Here is a 22,107-nt window from a genome sequence, read left to right as displayed (position 1 = left end):
TTCGATATTGTGCCCGCCTACTCTTCGCCATGGGTGATTGCTTACGGCTGCGACGACCACTGCGCAACTGCGTGGTCTACCAGGTCTCGCATTGCCAGAAGGGTAGCGTGTCCCTCTCCCAGCGAGCCCGTGGTTGTAAGGCCGGCGATCCTTGCGCTATCTCCTATCGGAAGGAAATCATCGCTATCCATCAACTCTGGGGTTTCAAACGAAATCCACCGCCTTTCGCCTTCAACCAGAAGCGGAGCACCTTCTCTAATCTTCGGTCGATTTGGCCAGACCTTGCGCTCAGCGAAGTGCAACGCGGTACATTTATTGAAATCCACGCCAATCAGAAGGACGATTGAATCAAGCCGATACAGCGCGCTGAGAGGCGAATCCTCTCCTAGTGGATCCTCCAGCTTCTGGTGAGCGATAACTTCCATAGCCGCGGGCCCGAGAGCCGCAAACGAGGCCGACGGATGGTTGCTTCGAACAACTCCGGGCCAGTTGCGGAAGATCTCCGCGATCTGTCCCATGTCTCGGGTCGGGGTGATACGGGGATCGTAAGCGGGCATTGTCTCGCGAATCGTCTCAATCCACGATTGCGGCACGGGCGGGGCGCCCCAGTTCGCAGGATCCGTCAGATCTCTCGATTGAGCGGGCATCACGATCGTTCCCGAGTCGCCCACGGTGTCAATTAGAGCCTTGATAACAGACACCGGGCCGCCGCAGACCCACCCGAGCGAGCTTAGCGATGAATGCACGAGCACGATGGCGCCTTTGCCGAGCCCAAGCAACGCCAATTCGTTCGCGAGGCTTCTGGCAGTAATCGGCGCTTTGGTTCGCGCAATCAGTTCTGCTTCCTTCATTTTGTGGACTGAAATTATCGTTGGGAAGTCGACGTTGAGTATGCAGGCGCAAAGCAGTTATTGTAGTGAATGTCTTGACGCTGCGCGGGACGTAGGTAGTACGAGGATCATCAATAATTGTCTGTCGACTGACTGCTTACGGCCGAGTCCGCAACATTGCAGATCGCCGCTGAACGCCAGCCTCGTCGCGAAGTTCGGCTTCCCTGCTCGGCCCAGAGCAGACCTACGGGTGGTCAGTCTCCGAATGGTGCGTTTCGGTATTCAAACTGCCGTTGCACGATCGTTCTAGCTGTAAGCGCCTAAAAGCGCATCCGTAGTTGTGACGGTGCAGTACTCGGAGTCCAGATTGGCGAGCGACATCGCGTGAACATCTTCGGCACTGCGTGGTGTGCCGTTCCAGTCGTTACGAGCGAACGTGAAGCAGCCGTCGGCCACGAGATAAGTGTGGAAACCGAGATTACCGGCCATGCGAACCGTTGCCTCGACCGAATTGTTCGTGATGACACCTGCCACGATCAACGTGTCGTAGCCCCCAACACGAAGCCGATCTTCCAGGTTGGTTCCGATGAACGCACTGTTCGTCTGTTTCGGGATGACCGGCTCTCCGGCCACGGGTTCAACCTCCGGCTTGAAGTCATGTCCGGGCTGACCCGGCCGGTAGTGAGACTCCGGGTTCGTGGAGTCGTGCCGAACATGCCAAACGGGCCAACCCCGGTTGCGCCAATGGACAAGCATTCTGCCAATTTGCTGCTCGGCATGAGGATTATTTCGCACTCCCCAACTTGGATGGTCAATCGCCCGCTGCAAGTCAATCAGCAAGAGTACCGCGCCAGGAGGAGGAAGTAGGGAGCGCATGTATGCAGATAGATGAAATTTCGGATCGGTTTGGAGTGCGAGCCGAAGCTCGCGGAATCGGCTAGTGCAGACTTTACAACATGGCGGCTACATCGCCGCACAACGCTCTTCGCTCGTCGCCAGGCGGCAACCCGACGGGCACAATCGAAACACTCAGGAGGAGTGCAGACGCAAAGAGGGGGGGCTGCGATCCTGAGGCTGCCGGGACCACCCACGGCCTGCACAACCGACTGGCACATTGGCACGCCGCATGCCAGGCCGCTGCCAGCCCGTGTAGGCCGCGACAAGGCACCGGCGGGCCTGGCATCGCCATACCCCTACCGCCGCTTTGCCAACTGCCATCCGCGTACACAGCCCTGTAACCAAGGCAAGAGTGAACCGGTATATATGCGCATTGAATCAAATGGCAACTCGCTATCGAGCCTGCAACCACCCGATATCATCACCAATATGCGACGCAGCCCACTCACCCCGGAACGGTTGATTTTGCAAATGGTCAAATTCGATTCGCGCCTGTTCAACCCGAATCCATGAACAAGAGGGGCCGACATGAAAGCAATCGAAAGCAAGCGTTTGTCCATGCATATCGGCTTGCAGACGGCCGTGTGCCTGCTGGTGGCAGGGTTTGCCGCTTCAAGCCGTTCCGCGGCCGGCGCAGAGGCCATCCTTCTGCCTCAGGACGCGCCCCACTACAGGACCGGAGACAACTGGACCTATCTGTGGTCCGACCTGCTGTCCGGCAAAAGTAAAACCATCACGCAAACCGTGACGTCCGTCCAGCCCGACGGGAGTGCATCTCTGCTGATAGCGCCCGGAGGCGCACGTGTAGAACTGACCTCTGAGGCAAACGTGATTCCCAACGGAGCTACCCAACACGCCTGCGGTATCGCGCTTCATTTTCCGTTGCGAGCCGGAACGCGCTATGAGGCGGACTGCCAGGCCACCGGCGGAGCGGGCACGACTGTGCTGCGGCGAGCCCAGTGCGAAGTGGAAGGTGTGGAGGAGATCAAGACGAGGGCAGGCTCATTCTCCGCGATCAGGATCAGGATGACGGGAGTCTGGTCGCCGCAATCGGGTGTTGGGGGGGGGCCGTTGGAGGAGACGCTGTGGTATGCCCCGAGCGTCAAGCGCGTGGTTCGGGAGGAGTTTCAAGGCCGCATGGCCGGAAAGGGCGCACCCGCGACGACCGCGACCGAACTGGTGCGTTACGCGGTTAAACCGTAGCGCGCGTCCTCGCATAGGGTCACTCTCATGGCCGCTCTCTCAGGTCGTGGTGGGCGAAGATTCACGCGGCCGTGTCGAACTCGAAAGAAGACTTCGCCGCTCTAACGGTTCAGTCGCCGGATCAGCGGCCCAAGCGTCGTGGCCTGTATCAGCAGGCTGAAAACGACCACCAGATAGGTTGCGCCGATGAGCATCTCGCGGCCCTCAAACTCCGGCAGCGACAGCGCAAGCGCAATCGAGATGCCCCCACGCAAGCCGCCCCAGGTGAGTACGAGCGTCGAATGACGGTTAAGGCGGCGGAAATTTTGCAAGGCCAGAAGAGGGATGGCCACGCTTACCGCGCGCGCGAAAAGGACAACGGGAATTGCGGCCAAGCCTAGCCAGACAATACGCAGTTGTAGCGACAGTGCGATGATCTCAAGGCCGATGAGGCCGAACAGTATCAGATTGAGCAGTTCGTCGAGCAGCTCCCAGAAGTTGAACAGGTGCTCGCGGGTTTTCGCGGACATGGACGTGAGTGCACCGTGATTACCAATGACAAGTCCCATGATGACGACCGCCAGAGGCGCGGATACGTGCAGAACTTCGGCCAGGCTGTATCCGCCGGTAGCGAGTGCGAGGGTGATGAGGATCTCGACTGGGTAGCTGTCGATACCGCGAAGCAGAAGCGATGCGGCAAAGCCAAGGACCACGCCAAAGGCCAGTGCTCCGGCGACCTCCCGCAGCAGGTCGATCGCTATCGCAGAGGCTGAAAACTCGTTCGCGCCTGTAGCAAGCCCGACTAACGTCGCGAATGTCACCACCGCGGTGCCGTCATTGAAGAGCGATTCACCCGTAATCTTGGTCTCCAGACTCTCAGACGCGCCAGCACGCTTGAGCACGCTGAGGACCGCGATCGGATCCGTGGGCGAGATGAGCGCGCCAAAAGTCAGGCACCATAGCAGGCTCACCTGGTGACCGAGCTGCTGGGTCACATAGAAAAAGCCGAGGCCGACGACCGCGGTGGAGATCACCACGCCGATCGTCGCGAGCAGCAGCACCGTAAAGCGCTGTGTGCGCATCCTCGAGAGATCAACGTGCAGTGCGCCCGCGAACAGCAGAATGCTGAGCAGTCCATGAAAAACAATATCGGAGAAATCGACCTGTGAAACGATCTTTCTTGCGGCGATTGCCATGCCTGGATAGACGAAACCCAGCGCCGAAATGGCAAGGCAGACCACGAGGCCAACGGCCGTAATTCCGAGCGTATCGGGCAACCGGATCAGGCGGTAGTTGACGACGCCGAAGAGGGCAACGATGGTGAACAAGGCGCCTGTGATCTGGAATATGGTCATTGTCGGGACTGGGTTGATATCGGAGAAATTGCGGTGGCAGGCGATAGCGCCTCAGCCAGACATGTTCGTTGCGTGCAGAATGTCGACAATACGCTCGAGATTCACGGGGCTCACGCGGATTACACCGCGGCCGGGAACATCGATATCGCCGATCAGAGTGAATGAAACGGCGATCACGAACGGCAGCATGAACAGCAGGGCGCCGTGCTTCTTCCTTCCGGCGCAATAGCCAACCAGAAGATTGCAGCAGGCAGCGATGACTGCCATCAGCCCCCAGGCGGCAAGAGGAATCTGATTGCGCCAGCCCGCCTGCGTATTTGTCTCGGAGGTGAGTACATCGCTCATCGCTGCCACGGCAAGTGCCGCCAGTGGCGTCGGTTGTGCCCGCGCGCTACGAACAACGGTGTCCCACAGTTCGCGTTTGAGTGCAGCGGTCTCCTTGCCGAGGGCCGTGAGCTGCGCGCGATCGTGGGTGCGGTAGAAACTCAGGCGTTCATCGAGATACTGCGCAAGCAGCGGGCGCAAGGTCGTAGCCTGCCCGTCCTGCAGAAGATCGGCACGGTCGAGCGCTGTGGTAATCGCCACAGCTTCCGCTGCTTCATTACTCTGACGGCTGTTATATCCGCCTATCGCCATCGAAAGCGTAAAGCCAATGGTGAGGCCAAGCAGCGTAAGTGTCGCGCCCAGGATCATGCGAACGTCTTCGTTTTCGGACGCCTGCGGCTTGCGTATACGCGTAAAAACCGTCGCGCCGATGTAGCTTGTGGACCACAGCACGATCAGGGAAATCAGAAATAAATGCCACGAGTGAAGCGTGAAATCAGCCAGATCAACCAACAGTAATGCCTTCATTACTCAAACTGTTAAAAATAGGGATTTTTCAATCAGGTGATCTCGTCCCGGAGCGGGATAGAGAGATAAGCGCACATGGCGCGGCCAGGCGGGGAAACTGGCTAAATTCCCACAGGCCGGGTTCGATGTCAATCAGACGCGACCTGCTTTTTCGCGGCCATACCGCGTTTCCAGGGCAATCGCATGAAATTCAAAGGCCCGGGAGCTTCTCGCGATACGGATCGCTGGCGCTGGCTTTGAGCCTTCAGTTTTGCAGTCCGGCCTTCCTGGCTGTATCCCGTTTGAGCAGATTCAGCGCTATGGCTCTGAATGCGTTTTCACACTGGCTCGGCCCACTTCCCCTATCGATCAATCATCTATCCAGGCGGCCGATCCCGATGCCGCGCTATACTCACCCCATGGACACGAAACTGAACTCGCTTCGTTGGTGGCCCGCCTGAACCAGGCGGCCCGTTTCTCCATGCACATCGAAAACGTGATGCCGCCAGCCAGGGCGGCATTTTCGTTTCTTCGCGCTGATGGCTGGTGGTGTCGAAACTCCGGAACATCAGACCATGACACTCGCGAATCGACCCACCATCCTCACTGGCGACCGGACTACCGGCCCGCTCCATCTCGGCCACTACATCGGCTCGTTGCGTGCCCGGGTACAACTGCAGCACGAGGCACGGCAGTTCCTGCTGCTCGCGGATACCCAGGCGCTCACCGACAACGTGGGCCGGCACCAGAAGGTCACTGAGAACGTCATCGAAGTCGCGCTCGATTACCTCGCCGTTGGGATCGACCCCGCGAAGTCGACCATCCTGATTCAGTCGCAGGTACCGGAGCTGGCCGAGTTGTCGCAGTACCTGCTCAACCTCGTGACGGTCGCGCGCCTCGAGCGCAATCCGACTATCAAGGACGAAATCCGCCTGCGCGGGTTCGAGCGCGACATCCCCGCAGGCTTTCTCACCTATCCGGTGAGTCAGGCGGCCGACATCACCGCGTTCCAGGCGACGCACGTACCCGTGGGCGATGACCAGTTGCCGATGATCGAGCAAACCAACGAACTGGTTCGCAGGTTCAACAATATCGTGGACAGGCAGGTGCTGGTCGAGTGTGAAGCCGTGCTGTCACCGGTGACGCGGCTTCCCGGCATCGACGGCAAGGCCAAGATGAGCAAGTCGCTGGGCAACGCCATCACGCTCGGCGCCACTGCGGACGAGATCACGCGTGCCGTCAATAACATGTACACCGATCCGAAGCACTTGCGCGTGAGTGACCCGGGCCAGGTTGAGGGCAATGTCGTTTTCGCGTTTCTGGATGCGTTCGAACCGGATGCCGCGCAGGTGGACGAACTCAAAGCACAGTATCGCAGGGGCGGCCTGGGCGATAGCGTCGTCAAACGCGTGCTGAACGAGCGGCTGCAGTCCCTGCTAGAACCCATTCGCGCGCGTCGACGCGAGTACGAAGACGACCGCGCCGAGGTGTTGGCTATCCTGCGCAGTGGCACGGCGCGCGCAAGAGAAGTGGCGGGCGCCACGCTGTCAGAGGTGAAGCGCGCACTAGGTCTGACTTACTTCGAGGCTTGAGAACGGGTTCACTCAGGCTTGCGCATCGAAGTTGAAAACCTGCTCCATCATGGCCCACTGCTCGCCATCCCGGGCGCTCGACAAGCGTGCCTGGCACGGCGCGGTCAACGCCCACCAGCGCTGGGTCGCCGGATCGGCGGCCATCGCCGCCATGTCGGCGGCGAAATCATGGCCGACATATTCCCAGTAGCCGAACAGCAGGTTTTCCGGCTCGCGAAGAAAGATCGCATAGTTGCGGATGTTGCTTTGCCGAATGCGCGCGAGTACCTCGGGCCAGACCTCCGCATGCAGTTGCTTGTACTCCGCGATCTTTTCCGCGTGAATGCCGACAACCATCGCCATCTTTTGCATCACTCTACCTTTGCGTTTTCATTGCAGACATGGCGGCCTGTTCATCTGCGCCCGGTTCATGCCACCTGCAGGCTCGACTTGCCGATCGACATCTCGACGTGCCCGGCGGCGCGAATCGCGTCCCAGTCCCAGTCGATGCCAAGACCCGGCTCGTTCGGCGCGTACGCGTAACCGTCCTCGATGCGCACGCCCTTGTGCGTCAGCGTATCGAGCTGCGGAATGTACTCCACCCAGGTCGCATTGGACACCGCCGCACACAGGCTCACGTGCAGTTCCATCAGGAAGTGCGGGCAGATATCGAGGTTGAACGCCTCCGCCGTATGGGCGATTTTCAGCCAGGGCGTGATGCCGCCGACCCGGGCGACATCGGCCTGCACGATCGCGCAGGCATCGGCCTTCATGTACTCGGCGAACTGGCCAGGGTGGTACATCGATTCGCCGACCGCAACCGGCACGCTAGTCGAAAGACTGAGCCTTCGATGCGCGTCCACGCTTTCGGCGGGCATCGGCTCCTCGAGCCACGCGAGACGAAACGGCTCGAACGCGTGCGCGCGCCGCAATGCTTCCGCGAGCGTGAAGCCCTGATTCGCATCGGTCATCAACTCGAATCCGTCGCCCACTGCGCTGCGCACGGCGTCGAGACGCCGCACATCGTCGGATACATGTGGCCGGCCGACCTTGAGCTTCGCGCCGCGAAAGCCGTCCGAACGCGCCTGCAAAGTCTGCTCGACCAGTTCCTGTTCCGACAGGTGCAGCCATCCGCCCTCGGTCGAATAGGTGCGCGTGCGCGGCTTGGCGCCGCCCGCGGCGACCCACAGCGGCACGCCGGCGGCGCGCGTGTTGCGGTCCCACAGCGCCGTGTCGATGGCGGCGAGCGCGAGGCTCGTAATCGCGCCGACGGCCGTGGCGTGGGTATGGAATAGCAGGTCGCGCCAGATCGCCTCGACCGCGGCGGGATCGCGGCCGATGAGCCGCGGCGCCAGATGGTCGCGCAGCAGCGCGACGACCGACGAGCCGCCGGTGCCGATCGTGTAGGTGTAGCCGGTGCCGCTGCTGCCGTCGGCGCAGCGCACTGTCACGAGCACGGTTTCCTGCACGACGAACGACTGGATGGCGTCGGTGCGCTTGACCTTCGGCTGCAGGTCCACCTGGCGGATCTCGACTGCGTCTATTGTTGTCATGGGCATTCCTCTGCGGTTGCGTTGCGTTCGCCGTGCCTGGTTGGGGCTTCAGCCCTCAGCCTTTAGCCTCTAGCCTTTCACGCCGCCCAGCGTGAGACCGGCGATCAGATGTTTCTGCGCGATGAAGGTCAGCACGATAGCGGGCACGATGATGATGACGGCCATGGCGCACATGCCGGCCCAGTCGACGGAAAACTGCGCGGTGTAGTCCATGAGCCCGACCGGCAACGTTTTCGTGTCGGGGCTGCGGCATAGCTGGGTAGCGAGCGCGAACTCGTTCCAGCTCGTCAGGAAGGCGAAGATGCCGGCCGATGCGATGCCCGAGCGCGCGAGCGGCAGCTCGACACGCCAGAACGCCTGCCAGCGGTTGCAGCCATCGATCAGCGCGGCCTGCGAGAGCTCGATCGGCACCTCGCGGAAGAAACCGTCGATCAGCCAGACGGTGAACGGCACGTTCATCGCGAGGTACACGATGATGACGCCGATACGCGTGTCGAGCAGCCCCGTCCATGCCCACAGGATGAAGATGGGCAGCGAGAGCGCAATGCCCGGAATCGCCCGTGTCAGCATCAACAGCACGAACGCGAGGTTCTTGCGGCGGAATTCGAAGCGCGCGAACGAATACCCGCCGAGCATGCCGATCGCGAGCGCTGCCGCCGTGCTGACGCTCGAGATGATGACCGAGTTCACGAAATACTTCGCGATAGGCAGCGACGCCATCTGGCCGAAGCCGAACATCGCGCGGAAGTTGTCGAGCGTGTAGCTGCTGGCGGCGAACGGGGACTGGTTCGACAGAATCGCGACATTCGAGCGGAACGCGTTGAGAATGATCCATAGCCCCGGCAGGCAGATCACGGCCATCACCACGAACACGCCGAACCACAGTGCGCAGCGTTTCATCTTAGGCGGGTCCTATGTGCCGGCGCGCGGCATTGAGTTTGCGGAAGAAGTACAGCGTGAACAGGATCGACACGAGCACCGATATGTAAGCGATGGCATTCGCGTAGCCCATGTGCGAGTCGTCGTACGCGATCCGGCCGATCATCGTCCACAGCAGCTCGGTGCGCCCGCCCGGGCCGCCGTTCGTCATGATTCGCACGATGTCGTACGCACGGCCCACGTCGAGCGAGCGAATCGTCATCGCGATGTAGATGAATGGCATCAGATACGGCAGCGTCACGTAGCGGAAGGTCTGCCACGGTGTGCAGCCGTCCACCTTCGACGCCTCGATCGGGTCCTTCGGCAGTGCCATCAGCCCCGCGAGCAGGATCACCGCGAATACCGGTGTCGAGTTCCAGACCTCCGCGGCAATCAGCGAGAGCAGCGCCGTTTTCTCGTTGACGAGAAACGGAATGGAGCCGTGCATGCCGAACAGCACCTGCAGCAGATGGTTGATGACGCCGGTGCTGTCGTTCAGCATGAACTTGAACTGGAAACCGACCAGCACCGGCGAAAACATCATCGGGAACATCATGACCGTGCGCAGCGCGCGCTGTCCTCTGGTCACGCGATTCAGGAGCAGCGCGATGCCGAGGCCGAGCAGCATCTCCAGATTGAGCGCGAGGGTGAGGAACAGCACGGTGCGGCCGAACGCGGCCCAGAAATCTTCATTGGTCAGCGCGCGGGTGTAGTTGCGCCAGCCGATGAAATGGGTGAGGGTGTCCGGATCGGTCAGCCGGTACGCCGTGAAGCTCGTGTACAGCGAGAACAGGAGCGGCAGCAGGACCACGATCGCCACCGACAGGAAAGCCGGCAGCAGCAGCTTCATGGGCAGCGACAAATGCTCGCGCACGACGGACGGTATCTGCGGCGTGCGCTGTGCAAGACGCGTGCCGCCGGGTTGCATGTCGTCGCTGCCGCGTTGTTCGAAGTTCATCATCAGTCGTTGTCGGCGGCGTCCTGCATGATATCGGAGACCTTTTTCGCGGCGTCGTCGAGTGCCTGCTTCGAGCTCTTGTCGCCGATGATCGCCTTCTGCAGTTCCGGCCACAGCGCGTTCGAGATCTCGTTCCACTGCGCGATGCGCGGCGGCGTGAACGAATCGTCCTTCGCCGCGGTGCTGAACACGGACATGGCATTCGCCATGTAGTCGTCGTGCTTCGCCTGAAATTCCTTGACCGCGTCGCGCTGCGCGTCGAGCCGCGATGGGATCGTGCCGAGGCGCGCCTCCACCATCTGCGAATCATGGCTCGTCAGGAATTCGACGAAGCTCGCCGCGACATCGGGGCGGTCGCACGTCTTCGTGATCGAGAAGCTGTGCGAGCCCGACCAGCCGGGCCGTTTGCCGCCGGCCCCGAGCGGCGCCGGCACGACGCCGACCTTGCCCGAGAGCTTCGAGGTCTTCGGGTCGTTGTAGAACGATGCGAAGCCGGGCCAGTCCATGTCGAGCGCGACCTTGCCCGCGGCGAAGTTGTTGCCGAGATCGTCCCAGACGTAGTTGGGTGCGCCCTTGGGCACCGCGCCCGCCTTGTACAGGTCGATGAACCAGTCGAGGGTCTTCACGCCCACCGGCGAGTTGAACGTGGGCCGCATCTTCGCGTCGAGCAGTTGACCGCCGTTCGCGACGAGCAGCGAATAGAAGGTGCCGGTCAGCGCCTCATCCTTGCCTGGGAACTGCGTGCCGTAGAAGTCGGGCGACTTGGTGAAGAATTTCGCCTGCTGCGTGAACTCGGCAAAATTCTTCGGCGGTGCGAGCGGTTCGTTGAACTGCTTGCGATACGCGGCCTGAATTGCCGGGTCGTCGAAAACGGTCTTGTCGTAGTAGAGCGCCTCGATGTCGGTCGAGCGCGGAATCTGCACGAGATGCCCGTTCACTTCGGATTGCTTGATGAGGTTCGGCGCGAACTGCGCGAGATAGTCCGCGGGAAAGAGCCCCTTCAGGTCACGGAAGATCGGATACTGGGCCGCGAAGTTCGTATGATTCGACGACACGCAGTAGTCGATGTGGTTCGACGCGATGTCCTGCTTGAGTTCGCGGTCGAGTTCGAAATGGCTCTTGCGCGACACGATATCGACCTTGGCGCCGGTTTTTTTCTCCCACAGTGGAATGCGCGTGTAGAGCGCCTCGTACTGCACACCGCCGATCAGCTTCACGCGTAGCGTGTAGCCCTTGAATTCGTTGTCGGCTCGTGCGGCGCCCGCCGCGACGAGACCGGCCAACGCCAGCACCGACACCATCACGCGCACGACTGCGCCGCGCGCGGTTTTCCTCCTGTTGCAGCCCGACATGTTGCGTCTCCTTGTGGTTGGCCGTCGTGCCGGGACGGCTTTGCTGTCGCGGGTTGTGATGCGGATGCGGGGCAGGGCCCGCGCGCTTCGGCGGTGGCGCGGCGGCGCTCAGCGCAGACGTTGACCGCTTTGCGCATCGAACAGATAGACATGTTCGGGCGCCGCGCTCAGCGCGGTGACGGTGCCGGGTTTCAGCGCGGCGCGGCCGTTGATCAGCACGCAGCAGCGCTCGCCCGCAACGCTGCCGAACAACTCGGTCGACGCGCCAGTGGGCTCCACCACGTCGACGGCGAACGGCAATCCGCCGTCTGCGTGCGGGACGAGATGCTCCGGCCGTATGCCGATGCTCACGCGCTGACCCGGTGTGGCGTTCACGTCCGGCGCCGGCAACGCATGGTCTGCGATGCGCACGCGCGGGCCGTCCGCCGTGTGCTCGTACACGCCGCTGAAGCGATTCATGGCCGGCGAGCCGATGAAGCTCGCGACGAACAGGTTGTCCGGGTCGTCGTACAGGTCGAGCGGCGCGCCGATCTGCTCGACCACGCCGCCGTTGAGCACGACGATGCGATCGGCCATGGTCATCGCCTCGATCTGGTCATGCGTGACGTAGACGGTCGTGGCCTTCAGCCGCTGATGCAGCGCGCGGATTTCCGCGCGCATCTGCACGCGCAGCTTGGCGTCGAGATTCGAGAGCGGCTCGTCGAACAGAAAAACTTTCGGATCACGAACGATCGCGCGTCCCATCGCGACGCGCTGCCTTTGCCCGCCCGACAGATGGCGCGGGTAGCGCTCGAGCAACCCCTCGAGCCCGAGGATCGTGGCGGCCTCGCGGGCGCGCACCTCGATCTCCTGCGGCTTCAGATTGCGCAGCTTGAGGGCGAAGGTGAGGTTCTCCTGGACGCTCATGTGAGGGTAGAGCGCGTAGTTCTGAAACACCATCGCGATGTCGCGATCCTTGGGCGGCAGGCCATTGACGACGCGCCCGTCGATCAGGATGCGGCCATGCGTGACCCCCTCGAGACCGGCGAGCGCACGCAGCAGCGTGGACTTGCCACAGCCGCTCGGCCCGACGAGAACGAGGAATTCGCCGTTGCGCACGGTCAGGTCGATGTGCCTTAGCACCTGCACCGCGCCAAACGACTTCTGCACCTGCTCGAACGCAACTTCGGCCATTCGTGTTTCTCCTCCGGCGGGACCGGCGCCTGCTCGAACTGTCCCGCATGTCTGATGAGATACATTTTAATGATGAAATTTATTTTTATACATAAAATAGACATCGGTGTTTTCCCGCCCCTGCGATGTGGCGCGGCAGCCGTTGCCGCGCGCCGCGGGCGGCCCGCGCAGCACTACAATCGAGAGCGGGCGACAGGCAACCAACCCAGCCAACCTCCCGGCACTTGCGAAGGAACAACACATTGGATACGACGCGCTACTCAGCACCGGCTCTCGAAAAGGGCCTCGACATCATCGAAGTGCTCGCGGATCACCCTGAAGGGTTGTCGCTCGTCGAGCTCGCGCGAACGCTCGGCCGTACGACGAACGAGATCTTCCGGATGGTCGTCACGTTGCAGACGCGCGGCTATCTGATCGCGGCCGGCGAGCGCTATGCGCTGTCGCTGCTGCTGTTCCAGCTCGCGCACCGGCATCAGCCCGTACGCTCGCTCGTGTCGACCGCGCTGCCGCTGATGACGCAACTGGCGAACGAGGTGCGGCAGTCGTTTCATCTCTGCGTTTATCAGACAGGCAGGGTGATCATCGTGGCGGGTGTCGAAAGTCCCGAGCGCTGGGGCTTCTCTCTGAAGGTGGGCACGCTGATCGGCATGACCGACACCGCGTCCGGCCAGGTGCTGATGGCGTTCCAGGACGAGGCGGAACGCGAGCGTATGCTTTCGCTGCACGTGCCCGTCGATGGCGAAATCGAAGTCGATCCGCCCGCGCTTGCACGCGATCTCGAGCTGATTCGCCATCGCGGGTTCGCGCGGATGCAAAGCCGGCAGGTGAGGGGCGTGCGCAATCTCGCCTATCCGGTGTTCGGTCGCAACGGACATGCGATCGCATCGCTGACCGCGCCTTATATCGAGCGCATCGACAACGCGCCGGTGCCGTCGATCGCCGAGGTCGGCGAGGCGATGAAGGGCACCGCGAACATGCTGACCACGCTGATGGGGCTCAACGTGTATTGGGAGCCGCCGTCGACGTGACGGAGGAGAGGTTCGGCGCTCGATGAGACATCCAGCAAAGGAGAAACCGGCATGACCCCTCCACTGCTTCCCGTTATCACCGCCTTTGAACGGTCGCCCGATCGCGGCAAGGGACTGGCGCGTGACATGCGTGTTCGCTGGGCGCTTGAAGAAGTGGGCCAGCCTTACGAGGTTCGTCTTGTTTCGTTCAGCGCAATGAAGGAACCCGCGCATCGGACGCTTCATCCTTTTGGGCAGATTCCGACCTATGAAGAAGGCGCTCTTGCCCTGTTCGAGTCGGGGGCGATCGTGTTCCATATCGCGGAGTGCCATGCAGGCCTGCTACCTGACGATGCGAATGCCAGGGCACGCGCGATCACATGGATGTTTGCCGCGCTCAACACGATTGAGCCGCCGATCCTCGATCTCCAAACCATCAAGTTCCTGGAGCGCGACAAGGCCTGGTATGAGCAGCGCCTGCCCATCGTCGAGGATCGCATCCGTGACCGGCTAGGCGAGCTTTCCGATCGCCTTGGCAACGCCGACTGGCTCGATGGTGCGTTCAGCGCGGGCGACCTGATGATGGTGTCGGTGTTAATCAGGTTGAAAGCCTCGGGTCTGCTGGACGAATATCCGAACCTCTCCGCCTATGTCGCCCGCGGCGAGGCGCGGCCCGCGTACAGGCGCGCTTTCGCCGCTCAACTGGCGGTTTTCACCGGCAAGCCATCGGCCGGCTGATGCAGGTCGGCTTCGTGGCCGCAAAGGGCAGCGAAGGCGGCGGAAAGCGGCTGTTCGCGTTCCCGGCTGCAGGTGTACCGCTGGCGTACACCCGCGGCGTACAATCAGTTCGCCGGGCGGGCCGGCAAAATAAGGAGCGACGATCGCGTGAAGACGCTATCTGCCGTTAGAAAACAGTCCTGGATCGCCTTGCTCGTGGCCGCCTCGGTCGTAGGCGCAATAGTGGGCTGTGCCCAGCCTGCCGATCGGAAGGTGCTGGATGCGCCGGTCAAGGCAGTTGCGAGTCAACGTTTGCTCGTCGATACCCCGCAAGGAAGCGGGGTGCTGCCCGTTTATGCCGACCGTGCAATCGACGAAACTGCGCCGGACGTGACAAGGGTATTCGTCGTGATTCACGGCACGCTGAGAAATGCCGACGTCTACTACGCAACCGGGCGGAAGATCGTTGAACGGGCCGGTGCCCTCGGCAAGGGGACAATGGTCGTTGCCCCGCAGTTTCTGACACAGCACGACACGCGGGCATTCTCGCTGTCCGCGCAAACGCTGGCCTGGTCGCAGGAAGGATGGAAAGGCGGTGAGCCGGCACGCCAGCCCGAAGCAATCAGTTCCTTCACGGCTCTTGATGCACTACTGGCGCATTTCGCCGACCGCCGCCTGTATCCCGCGCTGTCGATGGTGGTCGTGATGGGACATTCCGCGGGTGCCCAGTTTGTGCAACGGTATGCGGTGGTAGGGCGTGGAGGGGCGAAGCTGGATCGCGCTGGCATTTCGATCCGCTACGTCGTGGCCAATCCGTCGAGCTACCTGTATTTCGACGACGCGCGACCGGATAGCGCAGGCATCTCCTGTCCGCTGGCGACCGAGTGGAAATATGGGCTGAAGTCTGCGCCACCGTATGTCGCTTCACAGGATGCGCACGATCTTGAGTCGGGGTATGTCGCACGCAATGTCGTGTATTTGCTCGGCGAAGCCGATACGAATCCCTACACGCATTTTATCGATCGCTCATGTGCCGCCATGGCGCAAGGCCCTTACCGGCTTGCACGCGGGCTCGCGTACTTCGATTATCTGAAACACCGGCACCCGTCCGATCTCAACCAGAAGGTCGTTGAAGTTCCGGGAGTCGGGCACGACAATCTCGGCATGTTCACGTCGGATTGCGGTCTGGCGGTGCTGTTCGATCGGGCAATACCGCAATCATGTCCGGTAGTCGCAGGAACGGCTCAAAGTGTGCGGCCGGAATCGCAGTGATGATTCATCCGATGCGTGGTGATTAAGGATGGCGCATATATGCGCGCACAGTGAGCGGTGCAAAGATCGCCACGATAATCAAGGAACCGAGTAGGGTCAGCCAGAAGTCCAGCCCGATGAAGCCGTTGCCAGCCAGTGCTCGCACCGCCGAGACAAGGTGCGAGACAGGATTGTAATGCACGAATACCTGCAACCAACCCGGCAAGGTCTTTGCGGGAACGAAGGCGTTGGACAGGAAAGTTAGCGGGAACAGCACGAGTGTCGCCATGCCGTTCACGTTGGAAGCACTGCGAGCCATCACCCCGAGAAGTGCAAAAATCCAACTGATACACTAGGCGGAAAACATCACCAGCAAACCACCGGCCACGATACCGCCCAGGTTGGGCCGATAGCCCATGATGTAGCCCATGATCAAGGTGAGCACGGCGGCAATGGCAAAGCGGACGGTGTCTGCGAGCAAGGCTCCGGCCAGCGGCGCGATTCGGGCGATGGGCAGTGTGCGAAAGCGGTTAAACACGCCTTTGTCCATGTCTTCGCGCAACTGTACGCCCGTGCTTGAGGACGTGGTGAGAACCGTCTGAACGAGGATGCCCGGAATGATGACAGGCAGATAGCTCAGCACATTACCGGAGATCGCGCCTCCGAAGAGGTAGGTGAACATCAGCGTGAAGACAATGGGCTGAAGCGTTACGTCGAAAAACTGTTCTGGCGTGCGGCGCATCTTGAGCACGCTCCGATAAGCCATGACTAGCGAATCACGGATCGACTGACGCAGGCTGCGGCGGTTTCCTGGCGTGCGTCGGGCAGCAGGAGGCATCGCAAGTTTGAAGGTCTCTGTACCAGTCATAACGGGTCTCCTTTTACCTTCACGCCTTGACCCGTCAGGGTCAGAAACACTTCGTCCAGCGTCGGCTTCTGAACGCTCATTTCACTCACATGGACGCCCGCTCCGCGCAGACTTATCAACACGGCGGTGACTTTATCGGCATCGATCATAGGCGCGCTTAATGTGCCAGTGTCCGGCGAACGGTTAGCCTTGAGGCCCAGATGCTGTTCAACGATCTGCTGGGCTGCGGGCAGTTGCATGGTGTCGCTCAAACGCAAGTGCAACGTGGCCGTGCCGACACGCTTCTTCAATTCGTCCGGCGTGCCTTCGGCGACGACTTTGCCATGATCAACAACGACGATCCGGCTCGCCAACTGGTCGGCTTCGTCCAGGTATTGAGTAGTCAACAGCACAGTCGAGCCAGTGCGCACCAGACGGCGGATCGTGTCCCACATTTGGGAGCGCGTGCGTGGATCCAGGCCTGTGGTCGGCTCGTCCAGAAAGATAAGCGGCGGCTGTGCAATCAGGCTGGCAGCGAGATCCAGTCGGCGCCGCATGCCGCCTGAAAACTGGCTCAGGGGACGCATGGCCGCCTCAGTCAGGCCGAACTCTTCCAGCAAGGAGCTGGCTTTCCGCCTGGCCTGCTGCGCGCTCAGGCCAAGCAGTCGCGAGAAGATCACCAGGTTTTCGGTGGCGGACAGGGTCTCATCCACCGAGGCGTACTGGCCTGTGACGCCGATCAACTGGCGGACAATCTGCGGGTATTGGGTAACGTCGTATCCGAATACTTTAGCAACACCTGCATCAGCTCTGAGCAAGGTTGCCAGTATATTGATGGTCGTTGTTTTGCCCGCGCCATTAGGGCCGAGGACCCCGTAGATGCACCCACTCGGCACGCAGAAGCTTAGGTCGTCAACGGCCCGGTGTTTACCGAAAGCTTTGACCAGACCATGCACTTCGATGGCGAGCTCTTGTGTTTTATCGGGAGCATTTATCAAGGATTTATCTCGGCTATAGAACGCGATCACATACACATGCCATAGTTGGACAAGCTCCGTGACGCAGAGAAGACCAAGGATGAGAGCCAGGAAACCTGAAGCCGCCTGGGTGACGATCAGGAGCTTGCGCCGCTCGAAGCGATCGGCCGCATAGCCGGTCCAGGGCAGCAGAAGAAGCTGCGGGCCGAACTGCAGGCTGGGCGGTGCGCTGCATCCATGTTCCAACATTGGAGACAAGCGAGCCGATGGCCCAGACACGATAGTTGAAGACCTTCAGCGAACGGAATGTGCCCTTGGCCATGCCCTCACGAGCCCGTAGGCGAATTGCCGCCGTGAAACCGTCCGAACAAGCGCGCGGACATCAAGCCCATAAGCAGAATCCCCGCACCTACAGCAATGATTTGGTCCACCGTGCGTAGGTCGAAATTTCCCGCACGGGCGATGAGCACGTAGGCGATGACGAAGTTCGCAAACCCCCATAGCACGTTCACGGTGGAGGACGAAAGACCTTCGCCAGGCGGCTTGGCGAACGGGCTCTGAAAGGCCCGCCCCATCATGCCGCTGACGAAATGCGGAATGGCGTTCGCGAGAAAAGCGCCGCCGAAAAAGTACGACACGTCGTGAATCCAATTCATGGTTAAGCACTCTTCTTCAGTAGGTTGATGATTTCCTGCGTCGTTCCGGTCTCACCGAGCCTGGGAAAAACGCACGTGATGCTGTAGGTATGGGCATCGGACTGCATGTCGGTCATGGCGTTCGTCGCGAGCGTGACGTTGAAACCGACCTCATAGGCCTGGCGCACCCCGCCTGCACGATGCGACCGATGACAAGCGGATTTTTACGCATGAGTATCCTGCCGATATTCATAGATAGAACGATCAATCTAATAATATTGTCATCATGACACCGCGTCAAGATATGTTAGGATGATCGCTCTAACTAAGAGGCGATGTTGTGCGAAAGGTTGACCCAGAGAAACACGAAGAACGACGGCAGCAAATCCTGCAGGCTGCTGCGCGGTGCTTCGCCCGTGACGGCTTCCGCGGGGCCAGCATCTCGGAGATCTGCGCCGAAGCAGGGATGAGTGCTGGCCATCTGTATCACTACTTTCCCAACAAGGAGGCCATCGTTAGCGCGATGACTGAAGGTGGCCTGGCGAGAGCGGCCGAGCATTTCGAGCAGATGATGCAAAGCCCCGATCCCATCCGCGCCTTCATTGCGGAAAGCACAAAGACGAAACGCGGTTTGATCAAGGAATCGCTGGTGTTCGACGTGCTGGCCGAGGCCGGCCGCAACACCGAACTCGCCGACATCCTGCGCCGGCATACACTCGCATTGCGTGCGTTGCTGGCGGATTTCCTGCGCAAAGCGCAGGTACAAGGGCGAATCGACGCGGAACTCGATGCCGAAATGACGGCCGCTATCTTGATGGCGATCATTGATGGGGCGCGAACCATGCTGATCCGTGATCCAAAGCTGGGCAAGGGCGACAGCGCCGACTATCTGGAGCTTTTGGTCACCCGATTTCTTGCGTCGCAGGATAGTGGCCAGTCGGTCTAGGGCTATTTCGAGGCGGCGATTCAGGTCGTGACTGGAGAGGCCACCGCCCCCGGGACATCCCAACCCCCGCCGTCAATGCACCCCGCATCACCCGCTGATGCTCACCCGCCAAGCTCCAGACAAACCCTGATTGCTGTCGGGAATTGCCCGCTGCTATCGTTCGCTGGTCCGTGTGGAAGCGCTTCCACATCCATGCCGGAAATAGTCTCGAAAGAAGTCCGAAGCAAGCCCAAAGCAAGTTCACAATAAGTTCGCAACAACCCCCAGCGGTGGCGCGACGACTGCCGCCACACCCGGTTCAACGACCTCAGCGCAGGAGAATCCGTGGAAAACGACGCATCCGCCGTCATCGACGCCAAACCCCCTCAATCGCTCACCGATCCGCTCACCGATCCGTTCACGCCGCCCGCCGACTCGTCGCTGTGGCGCACGAACTTCCTGCTCGGTGCGGCCACGGCCTCGTATCAGATCGAAGGCGCGGCCACTGAAGACGGCCGGCTGCCGTCGATCTGGGACACGTTCTCCGCGACACCCGGCAAGGTGCTGGCCGGCGACACCGGCGCGCTCGCGTGCGATCACTATCATCGCTGGGAAGAGGACGTGAACCTGCTCGCGGGCCTCGGCCTCGAAGCGTACCGGCTCTCGACCGCATGGCCGCGCGTGATGGACGAGAACGGCGCGCCGAACCACAAGGGGCTCGACTTCTACAAGCGCCTGCTCGGGCGTCTGAAAGAGAAGGGCATCTCGACCTTCGTCACGCTCTATCACTGGGACCTGCCGCAGCATCTCGAAGATCGCGGCGGCTGGCTCAATCGCGATACCGCATACCGTTTCGCCGACTACGCCGACCTCATGAGCCGCGAACTGCACGGCCTGGTCGACGCCTGGGCGACGCTCAACGAGCCGTGGTGCTCGGCCTATCTCGGCTACGGCAACGGTCATCACGCGCCGGGGCTCGCGAACGGGCGCTTCGCCACCCAGGCGATGCACCATCTGCTGCTTGCGCACGGTCTCGCGATTCCGGTACTGCACGCGAACGATCCGCGCTCGCTCAAGGGCCTGGTCGCGAACGTCGGGCGCGGCACGCCGAACAGCGAGAGCGCCGGCGACCGCCGCGCGGCCGAGCTGTACGAGGTCCAGCACAACGCCTGGATTCTCGATCCGCTTTTCAAGGGCGAGTATCCGCAAGACCTCGTCGAGCTGTGGCCGGGCACCGAGCCGCTCGTGCTCGAAGGCGACATGCAAACCATTGCCGCGCCGCTCGATTTTCTCGGCATCAACTATTATTTCCGCACCAGTCTCGCGAGCGACGGCGCGCACGGCTTCAGGGACGTGCCGCTCGAAGGCGTCGAGCGCACGCAGATGGGCTGGGAGGTGTACCCCGACGGCCTGCGCGATCTGCTGATCGGTTTCAAGGAGACCTATGCAAATCTGCCGCCGATTTACATCACCGAAAACGGCATGGCGTCGAATGACGAGGTGGTCGACGGCCGCGTCGAGGACACGCAGCGCATCTCGTTCCTGAAGCGCCATCTTGCCGCGGTCGATCAGGCGATCAAGGCAGGCGTCGACGTGCGCGGCTATTTCCTGTGGTCGCTGATGGACAACTTCGAGTGGGCGTTCGGCTACGAGCGGCGCTTCGGCATCGTCCATATCGACTACGCTACGCAGAAGCGCACGATCAAGCGCAGCGCGGAACTGGTGGCGAAATTCCTCAAGGATCGCAACGCGCGAGCGCAATGACCACGATAAGAACGACGCGGCAATGAGGTGAAGCCGCGTGGAGCTGGTTTGTCTTTCGACTTGATGGACGGGACTTGACACATCGGACTTGACACACGGGCGGCGAGCCCGGAGGAGACGTAATGAACAGCAGAATGGTCTTGCGAGGCGTGGTCGCGGCACTGGCGTTCTACGGTGTCGTCGCGCACGCGGAGCCGCTGAAGGCCAACGTGATTCACTGGTGGACCTCGGGCGGTGAATCGGCGGCGATTCGCCAGTTTGCCGATGCATACGATAAGGCCGGCGGTCAGTGGATCGACAACGCGGTCGCGGGCGCGGACCAGGCGCGCTCGACCGCGATCAACCGGATCGTCGGCGGCGATCCGCCCACGGCCGCGCAGTTCAATACGTCCAAGCAGTTTCACGACCTGATCGATCAGGGCATGCTCAACAACGTCGACGCCGTTGCCGCGAAGGAGAACTGGAACGCGATTTTTCCGCAGTCGATTCTCGACAGCATCCGCGTGAAGGGGCATTACTACGCCGCGCCGGTCGACATTCACATGCCGGCCTGGTATTTCTACTCGAAGCCGGTGTTCCAGAAAGCGGGCATCACGAGCGAGCCGAAGAGCTATGACGAGTTCATCGCCGATCTCGGCAAGCTCAAGGCCGCGGGCGTGATTCCGCTCGCGTTCGGCGGCCAGCCGTGGCAGGAGAAGATCACGTTCGACGCGGTGTTCGCCGACGTGGGCGGCCCCGACCTCTATATGAAGGTCTATCGCGATCACGATCAGAACGCGGTGAAATCCGATGCCTTCAAAAAGGTGCTCGTGTCGTTCAAGCGGTTGCACGATTTCGTCGATCCGGGCTCGCCGGGACGCAACTGGAACGATGCGACCGCGCTCGTGACTTCGGGCAAGGCGGGCGTGCAGATCATGGGCGACTGGGCGAAGGGCGAATTCTCGGCGGCCAACCAGACGGCCGGCAAGGACTTCGGCTGCTTCCCGGGTTTCGGTCCGCATTCGCCGTATCTCGTCGCGGGCGACGTGTTCGTGTTCCCGAAGACCGACAACGCGTCGGCGATCAAGGCGCAAAACCTGCTCGCCACGGTCATGACCTCGCCGTCCGCGCAGGTCGCGTTCAGCGCGAAGAAAGGCTCGATTCCGATCCGTCCCGACGTGGACGACAGCAGCCTCGACATCTGCGCGAAGGAGGGCATCGCGATCATGAAGGACAAGTCGCGTCAGCTGCCGAATCCGGAAATGCTGCTCACGCCCGATGAACAGGGCGCGCTGACCGACGTCGTGACGAACTTCTGGAACAAGAACGAGTCGGTTGAAGACGCGCAGAAAGCGTTCGCCAGCGCGCTGAAGGGCTAGGCGCCG

At 61.3% G+C, this 22,107-nt stretch carries 20 protein-coding genes and 3 pseudogenes; 8 read left to right on the top strand and 15 right to left on the bottom strand.

Annotated elements, in window-relative coordinates; translation table 11 throughout:
- Positions 1-41 precede the first annotated feature (41 nt).
- On the bottom strand, positions 42-851 hold the full coding sequence (locus B9Z01_RS25540; protein WP_085488215.1) for an AAC(3) family N-acetyltransferase: 810 nt from the start codon (positions 849-851) through the stop codon (positions 42-44).
- Positions 852-1,136: 285 nt separating this feature from the next.
- Entirely contained in the window at positions 1,137-1,670 is a 534-nt protein-coding gene (locus B9Z01_RS25535; RefSeq protein WP_338047416.1) for a cysteine hydrolase family protein, read from the bottom strand.
- A 585-nt stretch (positions 1,671-2,255) separates the two neighbouring features.
- On the opposite strand from B9Z01_RS25535, the gene B9Z01_RS25530 reads away from it, so the two are divergent.
- Positions 2,256-2,930 carry a hypothetical protein gene (locus B9Z01_RS25530; protein ID WP_085488211.1) on the top strand — a complete coding sequence of 225 codons (675 nt, stop codon included), beginning with the start codon at positions 2,256-2,258 and terminating at the stop codon, positions 2,928-2,930.
- Positions 2,931-3,031: 101 nt separating this feature from the next.
- Here the strand turns inward: B9Z01_RS25530 and B9Z01_RS25525 are convergent, their stop codons facing one another.
- Both B9Z01_RS25525 and B9Z01_RS25520 read right to left on the bottom strand, forming a co-directional pair.
- The gene (locus B9Z01_RS25525; RefSeq protein WP_085488209.1) at positions 3,032-4,264 is read right to left on the bottom strand and encodes a cation:proton antiporter; all 1,233 of its coding nucleotides are present in this window, start codon (positions 4,262-4,264) and stop codon (positions 3,032-3,034) included.
- A gap of 51 nt (positions 4,265-4,315) precedes the next feature.
- The gene (locus tag B9Z01_RS25520) at positions 4,316-5,116 is read right to left on the bottom strand and encodes a bestrophin-like domain (protein WP_085488207.1); all 801 of its coding nucleotides are present in this window, start codon (positions 5,114-5,116) and stop codon (positions 4,316-4,318) included.
- A gap of 554 nt (positions 5,117-5,670) precedes the next feature.
- On the opposite strand from B9Z01_RS25520, the gene trpS reads away from it, so the two are divergent.
- Positions 5,671-6,687 carry a tryptophan--tRNA ligase gene (trpS, locus tag B9Z01_RS25515; RefSeq protein WP_085488205.1) on the top strand — a complete coding sequence of 339 codons (1,017 nt, stop codon included), beginning with the start codon at positions 5,671-5,673 and terminating at the stop codon, positions 6,685-6,687.
- Between the two features lie 12 nt (positions 6,688-6,699).
- Here the strand turns inward: trpS and B9Z01_RS25510 are convergent, their stop codons facing one another.
- The 6 genes from B9Z01_RS25510 to B9Z01_RS25485 all read right to left on the bottom strand — a co-directional run bounded on the left by B9Z01_RS25510 (position 6,700) and on the right by B9Z01_RS25485 (position 12,620).
- The gene (locus B9Z01_RS25510; protein WP_085488201.1) at positions 6,700-7,038 is read right to left on the bottom strand and encodes an L-rhamnose mutarotase; all 339 of its coding nucleotides are present in this window, start codon (positions 7,036-7,038) and stop codon (positions 6,700-6,702) included.
- 56 nt (positions 7,039-7,094) lie between these two features.
- Entirely contained in the window at positions 7,095-8,219 is a 1,125-nt protein-coding gene (locus B9Z01_RS25505; protein ID WP_085488199.1) for a mandelate racemase/muconate lactonizing enzyme family protein, read from the bottom strand.
- A 69-nt stretch (positions 8,220-8,288) separates the two neighbouring features.
- Positions 8,289-9,119, bottom strand: a complete 831-nt coding sequence (locus tag B9Z01_RS25500; RefSeq protein WP_085488197.1) for a carbohydrate ABC transporter permease — start codon at positions 9,117-9,119, stop codon at positions 8,289-8,291.
- A gap of 1 nt (position 9,120) precedes the next feature.
- Positions 9,121-10,098 (bottom strand): carbohydrate ABC transporter permease, encoded by a 978-nt coding sequence (locus B9Z01_RS25495; protein WP_085488195.1) that lies wholly within the window; start codon positions 10,096-10,098, stop codon positions 9,121-9,123.
- Positions 10,098-11,447: an ABC transporter substrate-binding protein gene (locus B9Z01_RS25490; RefSeq protein ID WP_085488193.1), complete on the bottom strand. Its 1,350-nt coding sequence runs from the start codon at positions 11,445-11,447 to the stop codon at positions 10,098-10,100. The genes B9Z01_RS25495 and B9Z01_RS25490 overlap by 1 nt, the downstream gene beginning before the upstream one ends.
- Positions 11,448-11,555: 108 nt before the next feature.
- Positions 11,556-12,620 (bottom strand): ABC transporter ATP-binding protein, encoded by a 1,065-nt coding sequence (locus B9Z01_RS25485; protein WP_085488191.1) that lies wholly within the window; start codon positions 12,618-12,620, stop codon positions 11,556-11,558.
- A gap of 242 nt (positions 12,621-12,862) precedes the next feature.
- On the opposite strand from B9Z01_RS25485, the gene B9Z01_RS25480 reads away from it, so the two are divergent.
- The 3 genes from B9Z01_RS25480 (at position 12,863) to B9Z01_RS25470 (ending at position 15,616) form a co-directional block, all read left to right on the top strand.
- Positions 12,863-13,648, top strand: a complete 786-nt coding sequence (locus tag B9Z01_RS25480) for an IclR family transcriptional regulator (protein WP_085488189.1) — start codon at positions 12,863-12,865, stop codon at positions 13,646-13,648.
- 51 nt (positions 13,649-13,699) lie between these two features.
- Complete coding sequence (locus B9Z01_RS25475; protein WP_208626199.1) at positions 13,700-14,365, top strand: glutathione S-transferase family protein; 666 nt, start codon at positions 13,700-13,702, stop codon at positions 14,363-14,365.
- A gap of 147 nt (positions 14,366-14,512) precedes the next feature.
- A complete protein-coding gene (locus B9Z01_RS25470; protein WP_420814722.1) occupies positions 14,513-15,616 on the top strand; it encodes an alpha/beta hydrolase in 1,104 nt (367 codons plus the stop codon).
- A 22-nt stretch (positions 15,617-15,638) separates the two neighbouring features.
- Here the strand turns inward: B9Z01_RS25470 and B9Z01_RS36395 are convergent.
- From B9Z01_RS36395 to B9Z01_RS25450, 5 genes and pseudogenes are all read right to left on the bottom strand, one after another.
- A pseudogene (locus B9Z01_RS36395) lies at positions 15,639-16,361 on the bottom strand (ABC transporter permease).
- A 98-nt stretch (positions 16,362-16,459) separates the two neighbouring features.
- The gene (locus B9Z01_RS25460) at positions 16,460-17,398 is read right to left on the bottom strand and encodes an ATP-binding cassette domain-containing protein (RefSeq protein ID WP_275937520.1); all 939 of its coding nucleotides are present in this window, start codon (positions 17,396-17,398) and stop codon (positions 16,460-16,462) included.
- A 27-nt stretch (positions 17,399-17,425) separates the two neighbouring features.
- Positions 17,426-17,741, bottom strand: a pseudogene (locus tag B9Z01_RS35110) (MFS transporter); the annotation flags it as partial.
- Between the two features lie 4 nt (positions 17,742-17,745).
- Positions 17,746-18,075 (bottom strand): hypothetical protein, encoded by a 330-nt coding sequence (locus B9Z01_RS25455; RefSeq protein ID WP_085488186.1) that lies wholly within the window; start codon positions 18,073-18,075, stop codon positions 17,746-17,748.
- 2 nt (positions 18,076-18,077) lie between these two features.
- Positions 18,078-18,239 (bottom strand): annotated as a pseudogene (locus B9Z01_RS25450) (cysteine hydrolase); the annotation flags it as partial.
- Between the two features lie 155 nt (positions 18,240-18,394).
- On the opposite strand from B9Z01_RS25450, the gene B9Z01_RS25445 reads away from it, so the two are divergent.
- The 3 genes from B9Z01_RS25445 (at position 18,395) to B9Z01_RS25435 (ending at position 22,101) form a co-directional block, all read left to right on the top strand.
- Complete coding sequence (locus B9Z01_RS25445; RefSeq protein WP_085488184.1) at positions 18,395-19,000, top strand: TetR/AcrR family transcriptional regulator; 606 nt, start codon at positions 18,395-18,397, stop codon at positions 18,998-19,000.
- 324 nt (positions 19,001-19,324) lie between these two features.
- A complete protein-coding gene (locus B9Z01_RS25440) occupies positions 19,325-20,743 on the top strand; it encodes a GH1 family beta-glucosidase (protein WP_085488182.1) in 1,419 nt (472 codons plus the stop codon).
- Positions 20,744-20,865: 122 nt separating this feature from the next.
- The gene (locus B9Z01_RS25435; protein ID WP_085488180.1) at positions 20,866-22,101 is read left to right on the top strand and encodes an ABC transporter substrate-binding protein; all 1,236 of its coding nucleotides are present in this window, start codon (positions 20,866-20,868) and stop codon (positions 22,099-22,101) included.
- Positions 22,102-22,107: the final 6 nt, after the last annotated feature.

Source organism: Paraburkholderia susongensis (assembly GCF_900177725.1).
Taxonomy (GTDB): Bacteria; Pseudomonadota; Gammaproteobacteria; order Burkholderiales; family Burkholderiaceae; genus Paraburkholderia; species Paraburkholderia susongensis.
The sequence above is the reverse complement of the archived record's forward strand: the minus strand, read 5'-3'. Positions and strand labels throughout refer to the sequence as shown.

What these genes read in the sequence shown, in the direction of transcription:
- B9Z01_RS25485 (WP_085488191.1), bottom strand. Translation starts at nt 12,620, where the DNA reads ATGGCCGAAGTTGCGTTCGAGCAGGTGCAGAAGTCGTTTGGCGCGGTG.
- trpS (WP_085488205.1), top strand. Translation starts at nt 5,671, where the DNA reads ATGACACTCGCGAATCGACCCACCATCCTCACTGGCGACCGGACTACC.
- B9Z01_RS25505 (WP_085488199.1), bottom strand. Translation starts at nt 8,219, where the DNA reads ATGACAACAATAGACGCAGTCGAGATCCGCCAGGTGGACCTGCAGCCG.
- B9Z01_RS25530 (WP_085488211.1), top strand. Translation starts at nt 2,256, where the DNA reads ATGAAAGCAATCGAAAGCAAGCGTTTGTCCATGCATATCGGCTTGCAG.
- B9Z01_RS25520 (WP_085488207.1), bottom strand. Translation starts at nt 5,116, where the DNA reads ATGAAGGCATTACTGTTGGTTGATCTGGCTGATTTCACGCTTCACTCG.
- B9Z01_RS25475 (WP_208626199.1), top strand. Translation starts at nt 13,700, where the DNA reads ATGACCCCTCCACTGCTTCCCGTTATCACCGCCTTTGAACGGTCGCCC.
- B9Z01_RS25510 (WP_085488201.1), bottom strand. Translation starts at nt 7,038, where the DNA reads ATGCAAAAGATGGCGATGGTTGTCGGCATTCACGCGGAAAAGATCGCG.
- B9Z01_RS25495 (WP_085488195.1), bottom strand. Translation starts at nt 10,098, where the DNA reads ATGATGAACTTCGAACAACGCGGCAGCGACGACATGCAACCCGGCGGC.
- B9Z01_RS25525 (WP_085488209.1), bottom strand. Translation starts at nt 4,264, where the DNA reads ATGACCATATTCCAGATCACAGGCGCCTTGTTCACCATCGTTGCCCTC.
- B9Z01_RS25540 (WP_085488215.1), bottom strand. Translation starts at nt 851, where the DNA reads ATGAAGGAAGCAGAACTGATTGCGCGAACCAAAGCGCCGATTACTGCC.
- B9Z01_RS25490 (WP_085488193.1), bottom strand. Translation starts at nt 11,447, where the DNA reads ATGTCGGGCTGCAACAGGAGGAAAACCGCGCGCGGCGCAGTCGTGCGC.
- B9Z01_RS25435 (WP_085488180.1), top strand. Translation starts at nt 20,866, where the DNA reads ATGAACAGCAGAATGGTCTTGCGAGGCGTGGTCGCGGCACTGGCGTTC.
- B9Z01_RS25455 (WP_085488186.1), bottom strand. Translation starts at nt 18,075, where the DNA reads ATGAATTGGATTCACGACGTGTCGTACTTTTTCGGCGGCGCTTTTCTC.
- B9Z01_RS25500 (WP_085488197.1), bottom strand. Translation starts at nt 9,119, where the DNA reads ATGAAACGCTGCGCACTGTGGTTCGGCGTGTTCGTGGTGATGGCCGTG.